Genomic DNA, 19,345 nt, shown 5'->3' with positions numbered 1-19,345 from the left:
TAACAGTAAAACAATCTGTGTAATTTATGCTATTGGGGTATATAAATGTTTCAAGCTACTCGTCGCCGTCTTGCCCTTTGGTACACTGCTGTTACTGCTATTTTACTACTCTTATTTGCAACTGGTGTGTATTTATATGTTCGCAGTACGCTAGTTGAACGAGTTGATGATACTTTGAATCATGTAGTAGAAGTAGTAGAGCGATCGCTCGTCATTGAACCAGTTAACTTCCAAACTAATCAAATTCGCGTCAATATAGAAGCCAGCTTTCGCAACAATGCTGATAACGCAGAAGATGATCACATTGATCTAGAATGGTTTAGCCCCACCGGAAAATTACTTTGGTCAACATTCTCCGAACCTTTAGATATTCCCATTCATAACAATCCCACTGGGGAAACTGTGCGCGTAGTCGGGATGGGGCGATGGGGTGATAGTGATCCTCACTCAGAACTCAGTAAGGACTCAGCACTTTTATTAAGACAAGTCACACAAAGAGTAGAAATGGGAAGACAGGTATTAGGATACCTACGCGTGAGTCATCCCTGGTTTGAAGTTACTAAACCCAGTCGTCAGTTGATATTTGATTTAGCTTTGGGTACTGGGTTAATGGTAATTTCTGTAGCAGCTAGTGGTTGGTTTCTTTCTGGTAAAGCAATGGAACCAGTAAGGGAATCTTACCAACGTCTAAAACAATTTACTGCTGATGCTTCCCATGAACTGAGAAGTCCCATAGCTTTAATTCAAACCAATGTCCAAGTAGCCCTTGCTGATTTAGAGTTAGGAGAAGTAAAAGCGAATAATGTTGTACAGTATCGACAGCAATTAAAAATTGTAGAACGCCTAACCCAGCGTTTAGGTAAATTAGTCAATGATTTACTGTTTCTCGCACGACAGGATAGTGGTATTAGTACAGAGGTTTTTTCATCTTGTCCTCTTGATGCTTTATTAATAGAAGTTGTGGAAGAACAGCAACTTTTAGCTACAGAAAGAGAAATTACTCTGATTCTCAATTTAATTGATCCGCCGTCAGAACTCAATCCCGAATTGCTAGAAAATTGGTTTACTTTAATGGGGAATTGGGATCAAATAGTGCGGTTATGTACAAATTTGATTAGTAATGCTTTGCAATATACTCCAATTAAAGGAGAAGTGAAAATCGAATTAGCGAGATTAGAGGGAATAAATCGGGTTTCGGGAATGCGTTACACCAGTTCCCAGTTACAACTAAAAGTTAGTGATACCGGAGTTGGGATTCCTCCAGAGGCTATACCACGCTTATTTGACCGATTTTATCGAGTTGATCCAGCGCGTACTCATCAGACACCAAAGATAGCTAATACTACAGGTTCAGGATTAGGATTAGCGATCGCACAAGCTATAGTCGAACATCATCAAGGTCAAATTCAAATTGATAGTATTGTTGGTGAAGGTACTACTTTCACTGTTATTTTACCAATTACTGTAGGGGTTTAGAGAGAAAAAAAGTGCGATCGCTCTACAGATAACGGTTTTATTAAGCTTTCCCGCTATAATTGCCCCAGCAGCTTGTCATACTCGGCGTGTGAACCAACCCAAAACCAGATTATAGTGTCTCCATCTAACTGACCAACGGCTCGATAGTTTTTGCTAATTCGGGCAGAATAAATTGGTAAATCTGGATGCACCTTCTTGAAACGCAGGCTTGGATGGGTTGGATCTTTCGTAAACTGACGATATGCACTACGTGTCTGCTCTTGAACTTGTTCAGGTAAATCAGCAAATAATTTACGAAACTGGATTGTAGTGCGTGAATTCACAATGTTTCTGGATCAAGTTCTTGGGTTTTATCGGCGTGATATTCAGCCATTGCTGTAGCAGCAAGTTTAGCAAGAGTATCTGGAGAACGTGAGAATGCTTCATCCCAGCGTAGATCGTCTTCAAGTTCTTCCAGAATCATCGCAGCGATCGCATCTTGCTCATTTGTAGTCAAGGTTTTCAATTTAGCGATCGCACGTTCAAGTAACTCAGTCATAGCTACCACACTCTTACAGTAAAAATTTCATCTTATCCATTATCGCTTCTTGCAGGCAAGTTAAGTTCAGTCTGAAGGCACCGCTCAAGCGATTGTCGAACGTCATCAAGGTCAAATTCAAGTTGATAGTATCGTTGGTCAAGGTACTACTTTCACCGTTACTTTAGCAATCACTGTAGGGGTATAGGGAGAAAAAAGTGCGATCTTTTATTGGTATGATATTCAGCCATTGCTGTAGCAGCAAGTTTAGCAAGAGTATCTGGAGAACTTGAGAATGCTTCATCCCAGCGTAGATCGTCTTCAAGTTCTTCCAGAATCTGCATCTTGCTCATTTGTAGACAAGGTTTTCAATTTAGCGATCGCATAGATCCTCACAGAATAGTAAGTCCTCTTTGTATTTTAGCAAAATCTAGAGGTACTACCTCCATTGTCACAGTACCAATCTTTCTTGAGAATTAACTCTTTATGTAAGATTTATTTCGTGTGATAGATGAAAACAAATGTAATAGTAGATTAATCTAAAGCGAGTGATTAAAACTGAAGAATATCAAGTCCAGCGGAATTAAAAGTTTAAAAATCAGACTATACAAGCTTTTAATTAATTTTAAATTATTAGTTAACTCACGCCGTTGTGTACTATTCATCTAGTTTTGGCAGGGAAAAAGATAACTCGTAAAATTCTTAATTAAATTCTGTTTTTTTTATCTCTGTCAACTGTCACTTTTGTTCTACATTTTGCTGCCAATAAACAATATTTTTACAGGAGTAAAAACAATGGATATTTACAAGTACGCTCAATCAATTGGGACTGTCTGTAGTGGACTACTGATTAGTTTACCAATCATTTCCCACACGGTAATGGCACAAGAAATTACTCCTAATGTTAACCCATGCCCCAAAATTTTCTACGAAGAACCACATAACAATCGGGTATTAGTTCCCCAAGGGTGTCCGCCTAATACTTTAACATCAAGATTCATGGAACAAGGACTAATGCCTGCTACTCCACCAAATGAAAGAAGCTTAGGTGTTGGTGGTGAATCACCCTCAGTACTTAATCCCAATCCTAGTATTTTTAATGAAAGTCCTTCTCGACGCAGCGTTCAGCCAGGAAGTACACTACCCGAACAACCAGCAGTACAGACCCCTCCCCCTGACAGCCGATTACAACCACCAGCAGCAGAACAAAGACAAGAACCCAGTGCGAGAATTGCGCTGGTGAATGATAAAGCAAATATCGTGTTGATTAATGATACAGGAGCAAACGTTACTTATCAGGTAATTGGCGATACAGAACCACGTAGATTAGCAGGTAAATCAAGGACGAATTTGAGAGGTTTAAGCACACCGATAACGGTAACATTTCAACGAGAAGATAGAGGACTACTAATGGTGACTCCTAAAACTACTCAGGAAACAGGAACCTTAGAAGTGACATTGAAAGAAACAACTGATGTCAACCAAGATAAAAGCGCAATGAGAATTCAAGCCAATGGTTCAGTTTTCTTGAATTAGCTTTTTATTCAGTTTGAATAGTTCCTAACTAATTTATGACTTACGTAAGATGTGGCTGAAAACCTTATGATTACGCAGCGGTAATTCATGTAGCTTGCTTGCCCGTTGCGGTATTACCGCTACCGTCGTTCTGTTTTGCGTAAGTCCTATAATTTATCAATCACAAAGAAAATTAACGTTTTGGCAAATTATTAAAACTATCAAGCAACTTTGCTTCTTGTTTGACATCTTCTAATTTTCGCGCTAGTGAAATTGCCTGCTGGTAAAAATTACGTGCTTTAGCATAATTCCCTAATTTTTCATTAATTTGTCCAGAAGATGTTAAATATTTCAATTCTTCGGCGGGATTTTGTAGGAATTTAACAACCTCAAACCGTTGTTCTAGTAAATCTAAAGCCCGTTCATAGCGACCAACAGCAGAATGAGCCGTAACTAAACCATCAATTGCTCGTAATTGGTTAGGACGATTAAAATTGATTTTAGCTAACCGCATTGCTGCCCCATAAGTACCTATGGTATTTTGATAGTCTCCGGCTTTGAGGTAGGCATCACCTAAATTATTGAGAGTGTTTATTTCACCAATAACATTACCAGTTTGCCGGCGGAATATTAAAGCAGTTTCAGCTAATTTAATTGCTTGGTTATAATCACCCAATCTTGTATATACCAGACTCAAGTTACTAAGAGAAAGTCCTTGTCCTGCTATATTTTCCAAATTGCGAGACATTACTAGCGCATCTTGAATAGTTGCTCCTGCGGCTTTTGGTTCGCCTTTTTGCAGCAAGAGTGTACCAAGATTATTGAGGGCAAAAATCTGATTTTCAAAGTCTTGATTATCACGGGAAATCCCTACCCGACGACGAAGAGCATCTTCTGCATCTTTGAGATTACCTAATTGAATATAGGCACTGGCTAGTAAATCATAAGTTAAACCTTGTGCTTTCATCTCACCAAGAGAGTGATAAATCTCCAGTGCTTTTAATCCTGATTCAATCGTTTTAGCAATAGATCCTGATGTATATTGTTGCTGACCTAAACGTAGTAATCTATCAGCTTCTTCTCTTTGTGGTCTAATATTTAATTGTCTGCCAATAGGATGATTTAAAGGATTATGGATTTGTTTGGTAATATCAATAGCATTTGCGGCTGTGGGACTCAGAAAACAAGCAGCTATTACAATGTGAAAAATACCAACTTTGAATTTTTCAACATCTAAATTTAAAATCGTCTGCCTTGGAAATAAATGACCCTGTTTCATAATGCTTACCGGTGAAATTATAGTAGAAGGTCTAAGAAAAAGGTTTAATTTTTAATACTAGAAGAACTACTGTCGCATTTATACCTAAATTAGAATTGACTTATTTCTTCGCCTAAGTAAATAGCGCGAATATCAGGAGGTAATTTGTCTTCTAGTATACGATAACCTTCTTCCAAAAAATTGGCTACTTCCATCGGAGAAAAATTTTCTCCTTCAGCTTGAAGATAGGCCGCGATTCTAGTTTCACTCCAGTGGAAAGTTTGCGCCATCAAAACAATCAAACGAATTACTGGTGGTATTTGGTCTAATGCTTGTGCTACATAGCACCATAATGGTGGAGAGGTGTCTTTGAGTGAATAATGAATAGCCTCCGTTGGGGGTAGTTTAATTTCATTAATGCAGACAGCGGTGATGTTGATTAACCAGTTTTGCAGGGTTAACGTTTCCTGGCCTGTTTGCTGGCTAGTTAAATCGAGTCCACCGAGTTCATAATAGATATATCGCCAGGTGAGAGCAAAGAGATAATCAGCTTGAACAGGCGATCGCGCCGAATGTTGAATCAAGGTGTAGACTATAGGACTATAGCGGCAAAAAATCACCGTAAAGTACTTGCCATAATCTGGATAACGCTGAAACAGACTCAGCAATTCTTGGTCACTGTGATGAAACAGCGACTTCACCAGGGGATGATTAGATTCGGGAAAGTGAGGAATTTGCACAAGCCTTTAAATAGTAGTGGTTAAAATATACAGGTTAATTGGTAATGGGTGATTGGTAATGGGTAATTGGTAAACTTCTTCCTGTTCCCTATTCCCTACTCCCTGTCTCAAAGTATGAGATAAACTAGAAAAAGAGGACTTATTGTTAGTCTTAATCGACATTACTAAAAGCGGCTCCCTCATATAATATTCGTTTGTTCATGGTTATAGCAGCTAGTTTGATACCATTCTTGGTTAGTCATTTTACTGTAGGCTCTTTTTTACCTTCTTTGCCCTTGGATAGCCTCTTCTCTACCCAAGGGATTATGATCATGCTGCTGGCGGCCTATGCTGGCGCAATGTGGATGTTCCTGACCAGCGCCCCCAAGGTACATACTGTGATGGTGTCGGATTTGGAAATTGCCCGACAGTTGTATGAAGGGTTACTAGATTTGCCAGCAGCAGAAGTACCTTTGCACTATTACTACAACTACGAACAAACCATTGGTGCAACAGGGATAGACCCGCTTTATATGTCCGCAAGTCCCAGTTGGTCAAATAAAATGATGAATAATGCCAATGATGGGTTGTGGTATCAATTAAAGAAAAATACCCAACTACACATCATTACTGGTGCAAGTTTGGGACTTAAAAATCAGCAACGTCACGTTTGTTTTGACCGCGACTGCTTGGAATTGATTTTAATGCGTGTGGAAACACGGGGTTTGAAGTTTAAGATTCGCAATCAAAAGCCTTTGAATTTTTTGGTGAAAGATTACGAAGGGCGTGTAATTGAATTGGCTGAAGTCGCAGCGTAGGGGTCTCCCCGCCCTCATAAATCAATTACCATAAGGGTGTGTTGGGTTTTTCCCTGATACACCCTTAAATTTTGGCTGCTTGCTTCAGGATATAAAAAGCTCACGCAAAGGCGCAAAGACGCAAAGGTAGAAAGGAGAAGTTTTGTTATTATCGTAATCCGTGACAAATGAAAGCAGCCCAGTAGCGAGGATGTGAAAAGGGAAATTCTGGCTCAGATATTTGAAGTTTTTGTTTGATAAGTCTATTTATTTTGGCATGAGTATTATATTGATCTTCCCATTTTGAATATTCAACTGAATTACGATTATATTGTTGTCTATTTCCTATTAGTTCTTTTTCTTTTTCTTTTTCGTTTATTTGATTTGATATTTCTGCTAAATCTGCTTTTCTTAGTTCCCGTAGTTTAATTTGCGCTTGTTTTAAAGATTCTGGTCGATTTTTACCCTGTTGTCGCTGTTGATAGTAAAAAATGGAAAACAGCGATGTTGCTAAATCATCAACTGACCATAAAGAACTAACTACACTTCTAGCACCAGCACATAAAAAGCCTGTGGAAAGTGTGAGAATATCATCAGTTAACGGAGTTGTACCTAAATTGGTTTCACAGCAAGAGAGAAACACATCTACAAGATTAGGTAAACGCCAACCTGGTGACATTAATTGCCCTAAAGTAATAGTACCATCAGCTAATTTTAATTGTGATTCTAAAGGATTATATAAACAAGATTCTGCGTGATGACACGAGTGGAGAATTTGCACTTGTTCAGCTAATTGTCGGTAATTCTCACGAGTGGCTTGACTACTACCTATTAATCTTTTTTCTACTGGAATATTATACATTTTGGCGATTTGCTCACCTTCCCATCTAGCACAATATAAATCATCTGTTGCGTCTTCTACAGTCCCATATTCTAAAGATTGAATATCTATATTTGGGCGTTGGTGACAAAAATCTAAAATCTGACAACTGGGAGTATAACGAATCAGAAATTTATCTACTAAAGATTCCTGATATTCTCCTGTAGGTAAAGCTGCAAAAGGAATTTGATGTAGTAATAAATGAGGTTCTATAATTAATTCCTCTATTCCTTTAAGATGTTGGTTAATTATTTCTGATAATTGCAATCTTTGAGAAATTTCATGCAAAATAGTTTCGATTTGACTTTCCCATTTTTTAGACTTTTTTTCTATATATTCTTTATAAGGTAATAACCAATTATGAACAATCCAATTTTGGAACGTCTCTAAACCTTCTCCGGTGCAAGTATGAAGAGTTATTCTGTCTTTTCTGACTATAAAAATATGGGTGTCAGTGTTCGTAGTATAGAAACCGAGAATTGCTGTATTTGGATGATCAATTAGTTGCTGAATCTCTGACAAGCTAAGGGGGTTAACTTGAATTTCACCAGCTAATACAGGATCTTCTCGTCTAAGGTTTTCCCAAATTTGTTGTTTATCAACTTCTAGAGAGGCTATTTTTTCGTTGTATGCTTGCCAAACAGCGCGTGTTTCACTGCGATTATTTTCTGATTTATGATTTTGTCTTTCTGCGTCAATTAATTGTTGTAATTCTTCGTATTGTTGTAATAACTCTTGGACTTTTGGCGGTATATTCGCACTTTGAGAGAAGTTATTACTTGCCATTAAGTCTACCAGACGTTTGGAACGGGAGCGTTCAGAGTATTCAAAGGCTTTATCTATTTGTCCAATATTAATACAGGCTTGTACTATGTTTTGGTAAATATCAATTGATTCTTCTATAATCTCTTGACGACGTGATTCTGATTTTATCCAACTGCGGCTAGTTTCTAATGCTTCGATAGCAATACTATAACCTTCTATGGCCTCTGTCCAACGCTTCAGTTTAAATGCAGTCTTACCAAGGTTATCTCCTATTTTCAAACACCCTAAGTAGTCGTTTGATATCTTTTTAATTTTTATTGCATTTTGAAATACTTTTATGGACTCTGGAAATCTATCTAGATTATAGTAAACTAAACCCAAATTATTTTGAGTTTCTGCCCATTGTTTTTGACAAGCTTCCATAGTAAGTACTTCTAAAGCTTTATCAAAGTAATTAATAGCTAATTGAAGATCATCTTTTTGCCTTTCTTGTGAACGATACAAGTAAGCCAATCCCAAATTATTTTGAGTTTCAGCCCAATCTTGCTCGTTAGATTCGTACTTATCAATTTGCAGAGCTATTTTTAATGAATTAATTGCCGCTTCTATGTTTTTTGATTCTATATAGGCAGCGCCTAAATTATGATGAATTGATGCCTCTATGTTAGTTTTATCTATGTCTATATAGGCAATATCTAGATTATTTAAAGTAGAAACACTGCCTTTTATATACATTTCAGAACTAAATATTTCCAATGCTTTTTCTAATGACTTAATTGCTAAATTTATGCTTCTTAGTTTTATATAGGCAACGCCTAAATTATTATGAATAGCTGCACATAACTCTGGAGAACATTCACTTTTTAATACTGCCAATGCCGATTTATAGCGATTAACTGCTTGTTCTAAATTCTCTTTGCAATCTCCTATTATTTTATTCCGGTATATTTCACCAATATTATTTTGGATGCTTGCCCATTTTTCTGGAAAATCGTCATGATTCAATACTAAAAGTGCAACTTCATAACCAACGGTAGCAATTTCAATATATATGGCATTTTTGATTGGATTTATTTCTGGAATATCATGTATTTTTTTGCTAAAATTACTAATATCTATAGCTCTTTTATAAGCTTTATCTGTTTCTAGATTAGACAGGGTTTCAGTTGCCCAATCTCTGAGTATAGATGGAAAATTGTGATCAAGTTTGTCTAAATTATCCTCTAGAATTTTCCTTGTTATATCAGGTTTATTCTCTCTTATTGCCCATAATATCTTCCGCAAAAAATCTAGATAATCTCTACGTTTTAATTCGCTCTTTTTTTGTTTATTACCAAATCCCTTAGCCATATATATTTCTGCACCCCTCAATAATACTTACCCCAAAATCTCCCTCAACTTATTCAACAACTCTTCCGCCAAATCTAACATTTCAATCTCATCAATTCCTTCATCTCTAGAACCACGATTACTTCCTACAACTGCAACACCACCAACTAACAAATCCTTCGCAGCAAAAATTCTCTCAATCTCTGTTAATTGACTCAAACAATATTCCAAACCTTCAATAATTTCTGAAACAGATTTATTCTGTAACTTTTCCCTTACCTTCACCGCAACTGCATCATCACTTTCTAAAAAAGTTGTCAATAACTCTATATAAGTTGGTTCATCCTCATCATCCCCCCAAGTTTCTAACCAATCACCATCAACATCATCACAATACAAATAGGCTGCATTTAGCCCATATTTCATGATATCATCTTGCAATTGTTGGGCAGCTTCTACGGATTCTAAAAAGTTTTCCAATCTCTGTTGACGGTCAGTTATTTTTTGATTAACCATAATTACTCACCCCGTTGACAAATATTCTTATACAAAACCTATCAATCCAACTTATTCAAAACTATAAATTCAATTTGCGATAAATACCTATATTCAGATTATCGCTATTATCTAGGGCTGTATTGACTATCTGATTTATAAAATCATTTGCACCGGGATTATAACTTAATAACAATCCTCTCTCTATTTCCCAAAACAACAGAGTATTTTCCCAATTATTAAATTTATCTTGTAAAAACTCTTCAGATATGCTAGTGATTTGAACACAAAGCGGTTTATTCTGACTACTACTAACAATTATATCAGTTGCCATTGACAAGTCGGCAATATAGCGTTGGACAACGGTACTACCTCCTAGCTTAATAACATCAGCAATAGATTCAATTAGTTTTCCATCTTCCTGACTGAACTCACCTGCCATTAGTTTTTGTCTCCAAATATAAAATTTGGAGTCATTTTTACTCAACCACTTAGGAAATAAATAACCATACCAATACTTCAATGTGGGTGGTAGTGCATCCAAAGCTAACTGTTGTTCTTCCTCAGAAACCTGAGTTCGATGTAAAAAAAATCAGCTAAAAATGAGTATTCAAAAGGGTTAGAGGCTTTTCTGGAGAGATCCCATATTCTCAATAAACCTTAATTATTGAGAATTAATAGGAAACCAGCCTAGATTTAAGTAAATTTTCATAACAAAATCTAAATTTATATTACGAATACTATTTGAATACAAACTCAAAGTACCTCAAATTAGGGACAATAGAATAGGTTTAATTAAAGAACATTAATGATTATAACTCATGGAATTAGAAACTATTTTCTGTGAAATTGATGATTTTTGTACCTATTTTGAGCCAATATTTCAAGCTCAACTTATCCCATCCCAAATAAAAAAAAGAATTAGACCCAGCCGATTATGTCTAAGTGAAATTATGGCAATAATTGTGTATTTTCATCGCTCTAGTTACCGCAATTTTAAAGATTATTACCTGAAGCATATCTTCAAATATTGCCAAGGTGAATTTCCCAATTTAGTGAGTTATCAAAGATTTGTTGAATTAATGCCAAATGCTTTAATTCCGTTGATGTATTATCTGAATACACGAAAAGGACTCAATACAGGTATAAGTTTTATTGATAGTACCTCTATTCCCATTTGTCATTCTAAAAGAGCCAAGACAAATAAGGTCTTTAAAGATTTAGCTGGCTGGGGGAAAAGTTCTATTTGTTGGTATTTTGGGTTTAAACTTCATTTGATTATTAATGATCAAGGAGAGTTACTTGCGTTTCAAATTACTCCTGGAAATACAGATGACCGAAAACCTGTTCCCACTTTGACTAAGAACTTATTTGGGAAAATATTTGGAGACAAAGGATATATTTCTCAAAAACTCTGGATTGAACTTTGGTCTAATGGACTCAAACTAATCACTCCTTTTAAGAAAAATATGCGGAATAAGCTATTGTCCCTTGAGGAGAAATTAATGCTCCGAAAACGCTCTTTAATTGAAACTGTTAATGACCAACTCAAGAATATTTCACAACTTGCTCATTCTCGACATCGAAGTGTTACTAATTTCATGGTTAATGTTGTTGCTGCTTTAATTGCTTATACTTGGCAACCCAAAAACCTTCTTTAAGATTTGATGAAAATGAAATTGAAAACTTACCAGTTTTATTAGCTTAATTACCAATTAAATATCAATATTACCTAATAGTAAATACATTTCAAAAAATTAATTTTTTGAGAACTTTTTGGCGTAACCTTTAATTCTCAATAGCCAATATTTATTGACAGAACCATTGCTGTTACCCACTTTTAGACTTTTTATTTACATCGAACTCAGGTCAGAAGATAGGGATTTGAGTTTCAGCCAAGCGTCAGCATCCCTGATTATTTGTTGCAAAAATAACATTACAAATGGTTTAGCCATCAGTGAACCAGGTTTTACACCTTTAATCCATAAGTTTATCTGGTTTAATCTGATTGCTAAATTGGGATCTATGGTAAATGCTTTCTCAATGAGTAACTTGAGTATTTCCTTAATCTCTTGTGGCTGCAAAAAATTTACACCTAAAAAATCGAGTTGATTTTATATAGATTACTAGTATTTAATAGTTTTTTCAAGTAAAAAGATGTAAAATTGCAATATTTCACTCTTCTATATAGTCTTTTCTGACTCTATAGAAATCTTTTCATTATCATCCTCCCAAGTTTCTAACCAATCACCATCTATATTTTCAAAATATAAATTAGCTGCATCCAAACCATATTTAATAAAATCATCTTGTAGTTGACGACCTTCTTCTAAATGTTGTAAAAAATTTTCTAATCTTTGTTGACGATTAATTGATTTTTGGTTAACCATAATTACTGATGTTACTAAATAACAATTTCTAGAAATATAGGACTTATGCAAGTGTCACACCAAACATCTATTTTATGGTGCGTCAGATATCAAATATCTGTTTATTTACAGAATTTATGAAGTCTGACGCACCCTACAAAACAAGCCAGTTAAATATGTCCTGAAATAATCTTGCTGTTATTATTGCCAGTTGTACTGAATGCACGAACTCCTACAACTGGCATAATTTATCATTTCCAATGGCTGACTTTATTTATGACCATCAAGTAACGCATGGCGAGAAAAAATTCCCTTCAGTTTCAAATTAGTAAATTCAATAACAGAATTGATTAATTCCTGTTGTTCTGAGTTTAAATCTAGTGTTTCTAAAGCTTGATTAAGGTTACTACCAATATGTAATTCATGAGCAAGTTGTGTCCGTTGTAAAGAATCTAAAACTGCCAGAATTTCTTTATTTCTTCGTTGACGTACAGCTTGAAGTTTTTGGCGTTCCTGGGGAGTCAAATCATCTACAGAAAATGCAATAATGTCGCTCGTATCTTCACCGAATGAGGTAAATATTACTTGAGGGGAAGTAAAAAAATTATTTGCTGATGCCACAGTAATCCCAGGTGATAAGAAATTACAAGCAACCACAAGCAATAACACAAACAACCGTTTTGTCAATTTAATCATCATGTTGAGATAAACCTAAATCAGATTCAAGGCTGGGGTATAGTTAAACCCTTATCATTTTCCTACTTATTAGGTAATACCATTTTTCTAAAAAATTGATACATATCATTTCTTTCAGCCCTTCTATTTCAGGGCTTTGGGTGGCTCTTATATGTTTCAAATTTAAAGTAAATAGGTATAAACCAATCAGTGGCTGAACAAATTTTACCAGTGACCAATGGCCAGCCCTCAGACTGTCTCTATATTGGAGGTGTGGTGAAGGAGATAATGTTTTCTCTATGACTAAACTCAGGAATTGATAATAAAGAAAAATATATAAGACACATTAATATTATGTTCTTTTATATTTCCCGACTCAACGCTATCATCAATGTCATTGCCAGAGGTGATAGTCATGAGTGAACAGATTTTGGAAACAGCAACAGTTACTACAGTTACCCAAAATGGCGAAATTGATTTAGAGGCGGCTTTTCAAGAATCTCACATCCAAGACATTCTGGATAAGTTAGACGAGGAGTTAGTCGGTTTAAAGTCTGTCAAGAACAAAATTAAGGAAATGGCAGCTTTGTTGCTGGTTGACCGTATCCGTAAAAGTCTGGGTTTAACTGCCGGTGCGCCTAGTTTACACATGACTTTTTTAGGCAACCCAGGCATGGGTAAAACTACTGTAGCAATGCGAATGGCAGAAATTCTCTATCGCTTAGAATATATCCGCAAAGAAAATGTCATGTTGGTAACGAGAGATGATTTAGTTGGGCAGGGAATGGGGCAAACAGGACCGAAAACTAGAGAAGTTTTAAACAATGCCATGGGCGGAGTTTTATTAGTTGATGAAGCTTATACTTTATACCGCCCAGATCATCCAGGGGATTTTGGTTTAGAAGCAATTGAAATTCTCATGCAGGTAATGGAAAATCAGCGAGATGATTTAGTTGTCATTCTGGCTGGTTATAAAGACCACATGGAGAGATTTTTTCACAGTAATCCGGGGATGAATTCTCGCATTGGTATACACATTGAATTTAATGATTATGGTGTTGATAGTTTAATGATTATTGCCCAATCAATAGTCAAATCACAGAATTATTGTTTTAGCCTAGATGCAGAAAAGGCTTTCCGTGAATATTTAATTAAACGGAAGACCATGCCTCATTTTGCAAATGCTCGCAGTGTCCGCAATGCTATAGATAGAGCGCGGTTACGTCAAGCTAATCGTTTATTGAGTAGTGGTAAAAAATTAAATAAGCAAGATTTAATTACTATCGAAGCGGTAGATATTCTTGCTAGTCGAGTATTTAGAGAAGGGGTTCCTGATTGCGAACCAGAAAGTTGATTAAGAATCAGATCTCCGACTTATTGAAGAAGTCGGGGATCTTGGAGTTTACTCTTATCTTTTCATTCGGTCAATTTCTTTTTGCAATTCTTCAATTTGTTTCCGCAGTTTTTCAGCCTCATTTTTTGGGGTTTCAACTTTGACGTTGACTGCTCCGGTAGCAGGTGTTTGTTGATAGTTACCACGCTTGATTTCTTGATATTCTGCTGATACTGCCCAAGACCGTAAATAATGCAGGCGTTCAACTGGGAAAGGGTGAGTCAGCATGGTTCCTTGAGCGCCATTGTACATCAGAAATTTATATACTTGATTCAACCCGTCATCATCTAGCGCCTGATACTTTTCAGACTGGGCGATAAATTCTTGTAAACTACATTCGTTGGCATATTTGTTACTACCTCCAGAGATTTTCATCATTGAAGACATGACTGTATTGAGGTCATCTGTTACCAACAAGGCTGCGCGATCTGCGGTTAGTTCGGCTTTGCGTCGCCATTCAAAAAAGGCATAAATCAAGGCTTGACTAACGAAATTTCCTAAACCGAAGGTTAATTCACCAATGACGGAAGCGGCACTCATCGCCCACATGGCCATTTGAATTAAAATAGTATGACCACATTTAATATGCCCCAGTTCATGGGCTAACACTGCCCGAATCTCGGCTTCATTCAGTAAGTCTAGTATGCCTGTGTTGACTACTATGTAAGGATTTTCTTGTCCGAGAGCATGGCTATTAGCTTGAGGATTTTGTGAAATAAACAGTGCAGGTTCGGGGTAAATGTCCAAATCCCGTACACATTCCCGAAATATCTGGTAAATAGTGGAATATTGGCGCGGGCCGACTTGGATGGCGTTACCCATTAGATAGACTAACTGAGGGCGTTCATAAATAAATTCTACAAATTTACGAGCGATTAAATCAAATCCCGGTAGGCTTCGTAAGGCTTGCTCTGCTTGGCTATCCAGTGGATGTCTGAAGGCTTCGCTGGAAATTCCTTTGTAAGTTGGCATAATTTAGGGGATAGGGGACAAGGTGACAGGGAAGATTGGTAGAAGAGGCAGGGAGCAGGGAAAAATTTTTCCCAATTACCCATTACCAATCACCACTGACTAATGACAACATAATAGAAATGAGGCAGTTCGGAAAAAGTCACTTGTTATGGGATGAAAAGCGTGTGATTGAGGCAGAAGTTCATATATCACTACATAACTTCCTGCGATCGCAGGCGGGGTTCCCTTCCTGGCCCCATCACTTAACGATGGCCAGATTGGTGGCACGGGCTTTACGCTTAGGGCGTAGTGCCTTAATTCAAGTAGGGGCAGTTTGTGGTTATCAAGGGCGATATCGCACTAGTTTTATCGCTTCTGCCTTGATGTGGCCCGGCCCTGTAATTATTGTCGCCCCGGAAACTGTGCAGCAACGTTTGCTGAAAATAGAAATTCCCCGGTTACAGCAATGGTTGTCGGCTAATAAACCAATTAGAACAGGTGATACTTGGCCTGGTTCTGATTTCCAAGGTTTGTTATTAACATCACCGGAGGCTTGGTTAAAAGCGCAGTTGGCCAGCACTAATCAATTTCCCCCCAATATTCCCACAATTATTGATGGAGTTGATGATTTAGAAGATTGGGTGCGTGATCAGCTAACTCACAATATTCAATCCCATGATTGGGATCAACTCATGCTGGCTTGTCCCCACCATGTGGAAGTAATTCGGGAAGCGAGGGTACAACTGACACATGAACTGTTTCAGCATCCAGAAAATCCCTATGAATGTTATCTAATTTCCCAGCCTGAAAGGGAAATTTTACAAGGTCTATTTTTGGCCTTAGATAAAAAAGATAGTCTCCCAGTTGTTTGGAAAATTTTCTGGCAGCAATTCCAAAACCTTGAGGATAATTCTTCCTATCCTGCTCTCTTTTGGTCTACTATTAACCGTCGTCAAGGGTTATTTTCTTTACACTATGCACCAATTGAATTAGACAAAATCCTTTTTCCTATTTGGCAACGCCAACCTGTTGTATTAGTTGGTAGCGCCTTAGAACCAGATACTGAGGCTCCCCTATTCCGTCAGCGTTTGGGGTTGGATGATGTAACTTGTTTGAAGTTTTCTGCGGATAGTCAAGGGGATGCAATTCAACTTTATGTACCCTATAAGTTGCCTCTACCGAATACACCGGAATTTCAAGCAGCTTTTATTCATAAAGTCCGTACTTTGGTTTGTTTGAGTGCTACTGCACCAGGGATGACGGTGGTGTTGGTGGGTGATGTGCCACTCAAAGCAAGAGTGGGAGCAATTTTGGCTTCGGAGTTTGGTTCACGGGTACAGGTGGAAAAAACTTGTTTGGATGAAAATGGGATTTTGGTGACAGGTTGGGAATATTGGCGATCGCATCAAGGTGTTTTACCCGCACCGAGATTATTAATTATTGCCACTTTACCTTTGCCATCTTTAGAAAATCCTTTGGTAGCTGGTAGAGTAGCTCATTACAAGCGATCACACCAAGATTGGTTTCGGTTATACTTATTGCCCACTGCTTTGAATGAATTGCAAAGAGCGATCGCACCCGTGCGCGAAAATCAAGGTATCGTGGCTTTACTAGATAGTCGTGTCGTTAACCGCAGTTACGGATCTCAAATCCTCACCGCCCTCAGCCCTCTAGCACGCTTGAATTATCTTGATCCCAGCTTGTTTTCCGCACCTGATCAAGAAAATTCTGCTTAGGGAAAAATAAATTTTTCACATCAGATTTAGGATTGCTATATCATCAATTTATGTTGAGATGTAAAACCTCATCTCTCCACAAAGTCCATGATTCCTGCGAATATATACTAAGAATCTAAGTTGAATTTAGAATTACTATTATGGGTGAAGCAAAACGTCGTAAAACTACACTGGGAGAACAATACGGTCAAGATACTCGCATTCTACCGTGGGTTCCCATCACTAAATCTCAAGCAGAACAATTTGTAAGTTTGACTACTCGCGGTGCGTGGATAGGCATTTTTCTGATGGTTGCAGCCTGGATCACCATCCGCTTTATCGGACCAGCTTTTGGTTGGTGGCAAGTAGAATTTTAGTCAGGAGTCAGGAGTCAGAATGCTTATAAAATGAAGAATAGAGAGAGGTGAGATTTTACCAAAATCATCAATGTAGACTAAAAAGCCTTTATTCTCCTGACTTGGAGTATTCTCTATCCTGAATACTTACAAAAAAACAGTGTCATTATTTCAAACTCATGTTTTTAGACATGAGTTTTTCCTGTTAAGAGTTCCCTCTGAAGAATTTTAAGCCAGTTCAGAGAAACAGAAAAAATGGGAATAATGGATAGATTACCCCCCTTTTTATCTAGTCTCTGAACTTGGATATCTATAACTCTTGCCAGAGTCGCCAAGTCGTATGAGCTAATATGATTAGTGTAAGTAGGCTTTTCTGATCTTAAGACATTCGGTAGATTGGGTATGTTTACCACCCTAAAGCCTACACTGAAGCTTATGTTAAGATATTTTAACAAACCCGTGAGAGCGATGCACCCAAGCACAATTTACACTTATCACAGCCCTAAATCTGGATAAGATCCATAATAAACTCATTAAAATAGAAAAGACCATAAAAAGACGAGAAGTAGCGATAGAGTAAATAAATACCCCTAATTCGGCTATATAGTGTTAATAAAAGTGTAATTTACGACTTTTCGCTAGTTGACTAGCACCAGATTTGAGTTAGGCTGAAAGCTGACTCATTAAAACGCAAAGTCAAGTTGAGCTAAACATCTAAAGACAATGCTAATTTTAGTAGTCATATCTGAGATATATATCTTGCAAATTGAATAGTTTGATACGACATACAAAATCGTTATCTACTACCCTAAGCAAGGTAGCCAATTACCGAATTAACTATTTTTGAGGAATTGTAATGAATAGCTTACAATACCAAAGGATAGAAAAATCTAAAGAAAATATAAAAGTGACACAAATTACCGTGGTGTCTGGAGGAAAAAAGTGTTTTTGAGACTGGCACATCAACATAGACAATTTGTCCAAGACTTGGTAATGAACCTACAAGCCTTGGCAACAGTACTAGAAAGAAGCGGCTATCCTGCTTCCTGCTATACCTGTGGCGACCAAATGAACAGCGCGTCGTTTATGGTTAGCTTAGGGGACAACCACCTGATTCGCTTTCTAGTATCAGATTACGGAATTACTTGGACTGAAATGCGAGATGACCGCGAATTAATGAAATTAGAAGGCGCTGAAGCAATTAGCCAATTGCAGGAATTAGCTAATCTGATCAAGCAATCTATCCCCACTTCTACAGGTCATAAAACCCTTGCCAAGAAAAGCTAAATCGCCCAAGATGATCCCAAATATGACCTTGCTTTTCGGTAACTGGGAAAACGGTAATAGCGAGTTAGTCTTTTGTGAACGCCTATTACCTATTCACCATTACCGTCAATAGACCTTCTTTTTAACGTTTTATCAAGTGTTTTTCAGCGTCTGTTAAAATCTGATGGGTAAGACTTAAAACCTTTACTCAAAAGATTCTAAGATGACTGAAGAAAAACCAACCCAACCACAACTGCCACCAACTAGCGCCATTGACAGGCTGACGAAAGCAGAATTTGATAATTGGTTTGAATATCCTGTCAGAGTGCAACCTCACCACACCGATTATGCAGGCATAGTTTGGCATGGTAATTACTTAACTTGGATGGAAGAAGCGCGAGTAGAATGTTTGCGCTCCATAGGTATCGAATTCGCTGATTTAGTAGCTCTGGGTTGTGACTTGCCAGTTGTAGAATTGTCAATTCGCTATCATCGATCACTTCAATTAGGGATGATGGCGCTGATCAAAACCCGTATGGCTGAAGTAACTGGTGTCCGCATGAATTGGGATTATAGAATTGTTTCCACTGATGAGCAGCAACTATATATTACTGCCCAAGTGACGCTAGTTGCACTAGATCGTCAAAAAGGTAAAATTATGCGTCAGCTACCTCCTGCGTTCCAAGATGCTTTAGCTAAAATTTCCACATCCTATAAGTAATCAATTAAAAATCCATTCTTCTAAACAGGTCTTAGAGGATGTTCAATAATTCTATGAAAGGTATAATTTGTCAAGTTATAAGATGCTTCATTTTGCGAAGGTATAAGTTGTCATTCTGACCGGAACACAGTGGAGGGAAGAATCTCTT

21 protein-coding genes are annotated in these 19,345 nt (G+C 37.3%); 9 read left to right on the top strand and 12 right to left on the bottom strand.

Translation table 11 applies throughout. The annotated features are described in order from the left end of the window. Nucleotides 1-45 precede the first annotated feature (45 nt). Complete coding sequence (locus ACOWPH_RS06485; protein WP_015214607.1) at nucleotides 46-1,476, top strand: sensor histidine kinase; 1,431 nt, start codon at nucleotides 46-48, stop codon at nucleotides 1,474-1,476. 53 nt (nucleotides 1,477-1,529) lie between these two features. Here ACOWPH_RS06485 and ACOWPH_RS06480 read toward each other — a convergent pair whose 3' ends face one another. From ACOWPH_RS06480 to ACOWPH_RS06470, 3 genes are all read right to left on the bottom strand, one after another. Then, a complete protein-coding gene (locus ACOWPH_RS06480; protein WP_015214606.1) occupies nucleotides 1,530-1,799 on the bottom strand; it encodes a type II toxin-antitoxin system RelE family toxin in 270 nt (89 codons plus the stop codon). Further along, nucleotides 1,796-2,014: a hypothetical protein gene (locus tag ACOWPH_RS06475; RefSeq protein WP_015214605.1), complete on the bottom strand. Its 219-nt coding sequence runs from the start codon at nucleotides 2,012-2,014 to the stop codon at nucleotides 1,796-1,798. The genes ACOWPH_RS06480 and ACOWPH_RS06475 overlap by 4 nt, the downstream gene beginning before the upstream one ends. 170 nt (nucleotides 2,015-2,184) lie before the next feature. Continuing rightward, nucleotides 2,185-2,346, bottom strand: coding sequence for a hypothetical protein (locus ACOWPH_RS06470; RefSeq protein ID WP_015214604.1), 162 nt, complete (start codon nucleotides 2,344-2,346; stop codon nucleotides 2,185-2,187). Nucleotides 2,347-2,788: 442 nt separating this feature from the next. Here ACOWPH_RS06470 and ACOWPH_RS06465 point away from each other — a divergent pair, with 442 nt between their 5' ends. Then, nucleotides 2,789-3,529, top strand: coding sequence for a hypothetical protein (locus ACOWPH_RS06465; RefSeq protein ID WP_015214603.1), 741 nt, complete (start codon nucleotides 2,789-2,791; stop codon nucleotides 3,527-3,529). Nucleotides 3,530-3,701: 172 nt separating this feature from the next. Here the strand turns inward: ACOWPH_RS06465 and ACOWPH_RS06460 are convergent, their stop codons facing one another. Together ACOWPH_RS06460 and ACOWPH_RS06455 are read right to left on the bottom strand one after the other, a co-directional pair. Then, nucleotides 3,702-4,787, bottom strand: coding sequence for a tetratricopeptide repeat protein (locus tag ACOWPH_RS06460; protein WP_015214602.1), 1,086 nt, complete (start codon nucleotides 4,785-4,787; stop codon nucleotides 3,702-3,704). A gap of 89 nt (nucleotides 4,788-4,876) precedes the next feature. Continuing rightward, on the bottom strand, nucleotides 4,877-5,506 hold the full coding sequence (locus ACOWPH_RS06455) for a hypothetical protein (RefSeq protein ID WP_015214601.1): 630 nt from the start codon (nucleotides 5,504-5,506) through the stop codon (nucleotides 4,877-4,879). Nucleotides 5,507-5,706: 200 nt separating this feature from the next. On the opposite strand from ACOWPH_RS06455, the gene ACOWPH_RS06450 reads away from it, so the two are divergent. Further along, nucleotides 5,707-6,303, top strand: coding sequence for a hypothetical protein (locus ACOWPH_RS06450; RefSeq protein WP_015214599.1), 597 nt, complete (start codon nucleotides 5,707-5,709; stop codon nucleotides 6,301-6,303). Between the two features lie 148 nt (nucleotides 6,304-6,451). On the opposite strand, the gene ACOWPH_RS06445 is transcribed toward ACOWPH_RS06450, so the two are convergent. From ACOWPH_RS06445 to ACOWPH_RS06435, 3 genes are all read right to left on the bottom strand, one after another. After that, complete coding sequence (locus tag ACOWPH_RS06445) at nucleotides 6,452-9,277, bottom strand: CHAT domain-containing protein (RefSeq protein WP_015214598.1); 2,826 nt, start codon at nucleotides 9,275-9,277, stop codon at nucleotides 6,452-6,454. Between the two features lie 27 nt (nucleotides 9,278-9,304). After that, complete coding sequence (locus ACOWPH_RS06440) at nucleotides 9,305-9,772, bottom strand: hypothetical protein (protein ID WP_015214597.1); 468 nt, start codon at nucleotides 9,770-9,772, stop codon at nucleotides 9,305-9,307. Between the two features lie 61 nt (nucleotides 9,773-9,833). Then, nucleotides 9,834-10,193, bottom strand: a complete 360-nt coding sequence (locus ACOWPH_RS06435) for a hypothetical protein (protein WP_190645497.1) — start codon at nucleotides 10,191-10,193, stop codon at nucleotides 9,834-9,836. Between the two features lie 379 nt (nucleotides 10,194-10,572). Between ACOWPH_RS06435 and ACOWPH_RS06430 the strand changes: the two genes are divergently transcribed. After that, on the top strand, nucleotides 10,573-11,412 hold the full coding sequence (locus ACOWPH_RS06430; protein ID WP_422665701.1) for an IS982 family transposase: 840 nt from the start codon (nucleotides 10,573-10,575) through the stop codon (nucleotides 11,410-11,412). Nucleotides 11,413-11,604: 192 nt separating this feature from the next. On the opposite strand, the gene ACOWPH_RS06425 is transcribed toward ACOWPH_RS06430, so the two are convergent. From ACOWPH_RS06425 to ACOWPH_RS06415, 3 genes are all read right to left on the bottom strand, one after another. Then, nucleotides 11,605-11,835 (bottom strand): hypothetical protein, encoded by a 231-nt coding sequence (locus tag ACOWPH_RS06425; RefSeq protein WP_042464938.1) that lies wholly within the window; start codon nucleotides 11,833-11,835, stop codon nucleotides 11,605-11,607. A gap of 99 nt (nucleotides 11,836-11,934) precedes the next feature. Next, the gene (locus tag ACOWPH_RS06420; RefSeq protein WP_042464937.1) at nucleotides 11,935-12,141 is read right to left on the bottom strand and encodes a hypothetical protein; all 207 of its coding nucleotides are present in this window, start codon (nucleotides 12,139-12,141) and stop codon (nucleotides 11,935-11,937) included. 249 nt (nucleotides 12,142-12,390) lie between these two features. Continuing rightward, nucleotides 12,391-12,819 (bottom strand): hypothetical protein, encoded by a 429-nt coding sequence (locus tag ACOWPH_RS06415; protein ID WP_015214595.1) that lies wholly within the window; start codon nucleotides 12,817-12,819, stop codon nucleotides 12,391-12,393. Between the two features lie 391 nt (nucleotides 12,820-13,210). Between ACOWPH_RS06415 and ACOWPH_RS06410 the strand changes: the two genes are divergently transcribed. Then, nucleotides 13,211-14,149, top strand: coding sequence for an AAA family ATPase (locus tag ACOWPH_RS06410; protein WP_015214594.1), 939 nt, complete (start codon nucleotides 13,211-13,213; stop codon nucleotides 14,147-14,149). 54 nt (nucleotides 14,150-14,203) lie between these two features. Here the strand turns inward: ACOWPH_RS06410 and ACOWPH_RS06405 are convergent, their stop codons facing one another. Beyond that, complete coding sequence (locus tag ACOWPH_RS06405) at nucleotides 14,204-15,160, bottom strand: M48 family metalloprotease (RefSeq protein ID WP_015214593.1); 957 nt, start codon at nucleotides 15,158-15,160, stop codon at nucleotides 14,204-14,206. Nucleotides 15,161-15,324: 164 nt separating this feature from the next. Between ACOWPH_RS06405 and ACOWPH_RS06400 the strand changes: the two genes are divergently transcribed. The 4 genes from ACOWPH_RS06400 to ACOWPH_RS06385 all read left to right on the top strand — a co-directional run bounded on the left by ACOWPH_RS06400 (nucleotide 15,325) and on the right by ACOWPH_RS06385 (nucleotide 19,197). Beyond that, nucleotides 15,325-16,875, top strand: a complete 1,551-nt coding sequence (locus ACOWPH_RS06400; RefSeq protein WP_052334547.1) for a helicase C-terminal domain-containing protein — start codon at nucleotides 15,325-15,327, stop codon at nucleotides 16,873-16,875. A gap of 140 nt (nucleotides 16,876-17,015) precedes the next feature. Then, on the top strand, nucleotides 17,016-17,231 hold the full coding sequence (locus ACOWPH_RS06395; RefSeq protein ID WP_015214591.1) for a DUF2839 domain-containing protein: 216 nt from the start codon (nucleotides 17,016-17,018) through the stop codon (nucleotides 17,229-17,231). 921 nt (nucleotides 17,232-18,152) lie between these two features. Beyond that, entirely contained in the window at nucleotides 18,153-18,497 is a 345-nt protein-coding gene (locus tag ACOWPH_RS06390) for a DUF1815 family protein (protein ID WP_015214590.1), read from the top strand. A gap of 202 nt (nucleotides 18,498-18,699) precedes the next feature. Then, nucleotides 18,700-19,197, top strand: coding sequence for an acyl-CoA thioesterase (locus ACOWPH_RS06385; RefSeq protein ID WP_015214589.1), 498 nt, complete (start codon nucleotides 18,700-18,702; stop codon nucleotides 19,195-19,197). Nucleotides 19,198-19,345 lie beyond the last annotated feature (148 nt).

This window comes from Anabaena sp. PCC 7938, from assembly GCF_049315035.1.
In the GTDB taxonomy this organism is placed as follows: Bacteria; Cyanobacteriota; Cyanobacteriia; order Cyanobacteriales; family Nostocaceae; genus Anabaena; species Anabaena cylindrica.
Note: the sequence above shows the minus strand (reverse complement) of the source record. Positions and strands in the feature narration are given on the sequence as shown.

Bases quoted from the DNA above. Each gene is read 5' to 3' on its own strand.
- ACOWPH_RS06405 (WP_015214593.1), bottom strand. From the start codon at position 15,160: ATGCCAACTTACAAAGGAATTTCCAGCGAAGCCTTCAGACATCCACTG.
- ACOWPH_RS06475 (WP_015214605.1), bottom strand. From the start codon at position 2,014: ATGACTGAGTTACTTGAACGTGCGATCGCTAAATTGAAAACCTTGACT.
- ACOWPH_RS06435 (WP_190645497.1), bottom strand. From the start codon at position 10,193: ATGGCAGGTGAGTTCAGTCAGGAAGATGGAAAACTAATTGAATCTATT.
- ACOWPH_RS06395 (WP_015214591.1), top strand. From the start codon at position 17,016: ATGGGTGAAGCAAAACGTCGTAAAACTACACTGGGAGAACAATACGGT.
- ACOWPH_RS06415 (WP_015214595.1), bottom strand. From the start codon at position 12,819: ATGATGATTAAATTGACAAAACGGTTGTTTGTGTTATTGCTTGTGGTT.
- ACOWPH_RS06465 (WP_015214603.1), top strand. From the start codon at position 2,789: ATGGATATTTACAAGTACGCTCAATCAATTGGGACTGTCTGTAGTGGA.
- ACOWPH_RS06440 (WP_015214597.1), bottom strand. From the start codon at position 9,772: ATGGTTAATCAAAAAATAACTGACCGTCAACAGAGATTGGAAAACTTT.
- ACOWPH_RS06410 (WP_015214594.1), top strand. From the start codon at position 13,211: ATGAGTGAACAGATTTTGGAAACAGCAACAGTTACTACAGTTACCCAA.
- ACOWPH_RS06460 (WP_015214602.1), bottom strand. From the start codon at position 4,787: ATGAAACAGGGTCATTTATTTCCAAGGCAGACGATTTTAAATTTAGAT.
- ACOWPH_RS06485 (WP_015214607.1), top strand. From the start codon at position 46: ATGTTTCAAGCTACTCGTCGCCGTCTTGCCCTTTGGTACACTGCTGTT.
- ACOWPH_RS06470 (WP_015214604.1), bottom strand. From the start codon at position 2,346: ATGAGCAAGATGCAGATTCTGGAAGAACTTGAAGACGATCTACGCTGG.
- ACOWPH_RS06445 (WP_015214598.1), bottom strand. From the start codon at position 9,277: ATGGCTAAGGGATTTGGTAATAAACAAAAAAAGAGCGAATTAAAACGT.
- ACOWPH_RS06420 (WP_042464937.1), bottom strand. From the start codon at position 12,141: ATGGTTAACCAAAAATCAATTAATCGTCAACAAAGATTAGAAAATTTT.
- ACOWPH_RS06430 (WP_422665701.1), top strand. From the start codon at position 10,573: ATGGAATTAGAAACTATTTTCTGTGAAATTGATGATTTTTGTACCTAT.
- ACOWPH_RS06385 (WP_015214589.1), top strand. From the start codon at position 18,700: ATGACTGAAGAAAAACCAACCCAACCACAACTGCCACCAACTAGCGCC.
- ACOWPH_RS06450 (WP_015214599.1), top strand. From the start codon at position 5,707: ATGGTTATAGCAGCTAGTTTGATACCATTCTTGGTTAGTCATTTTACT.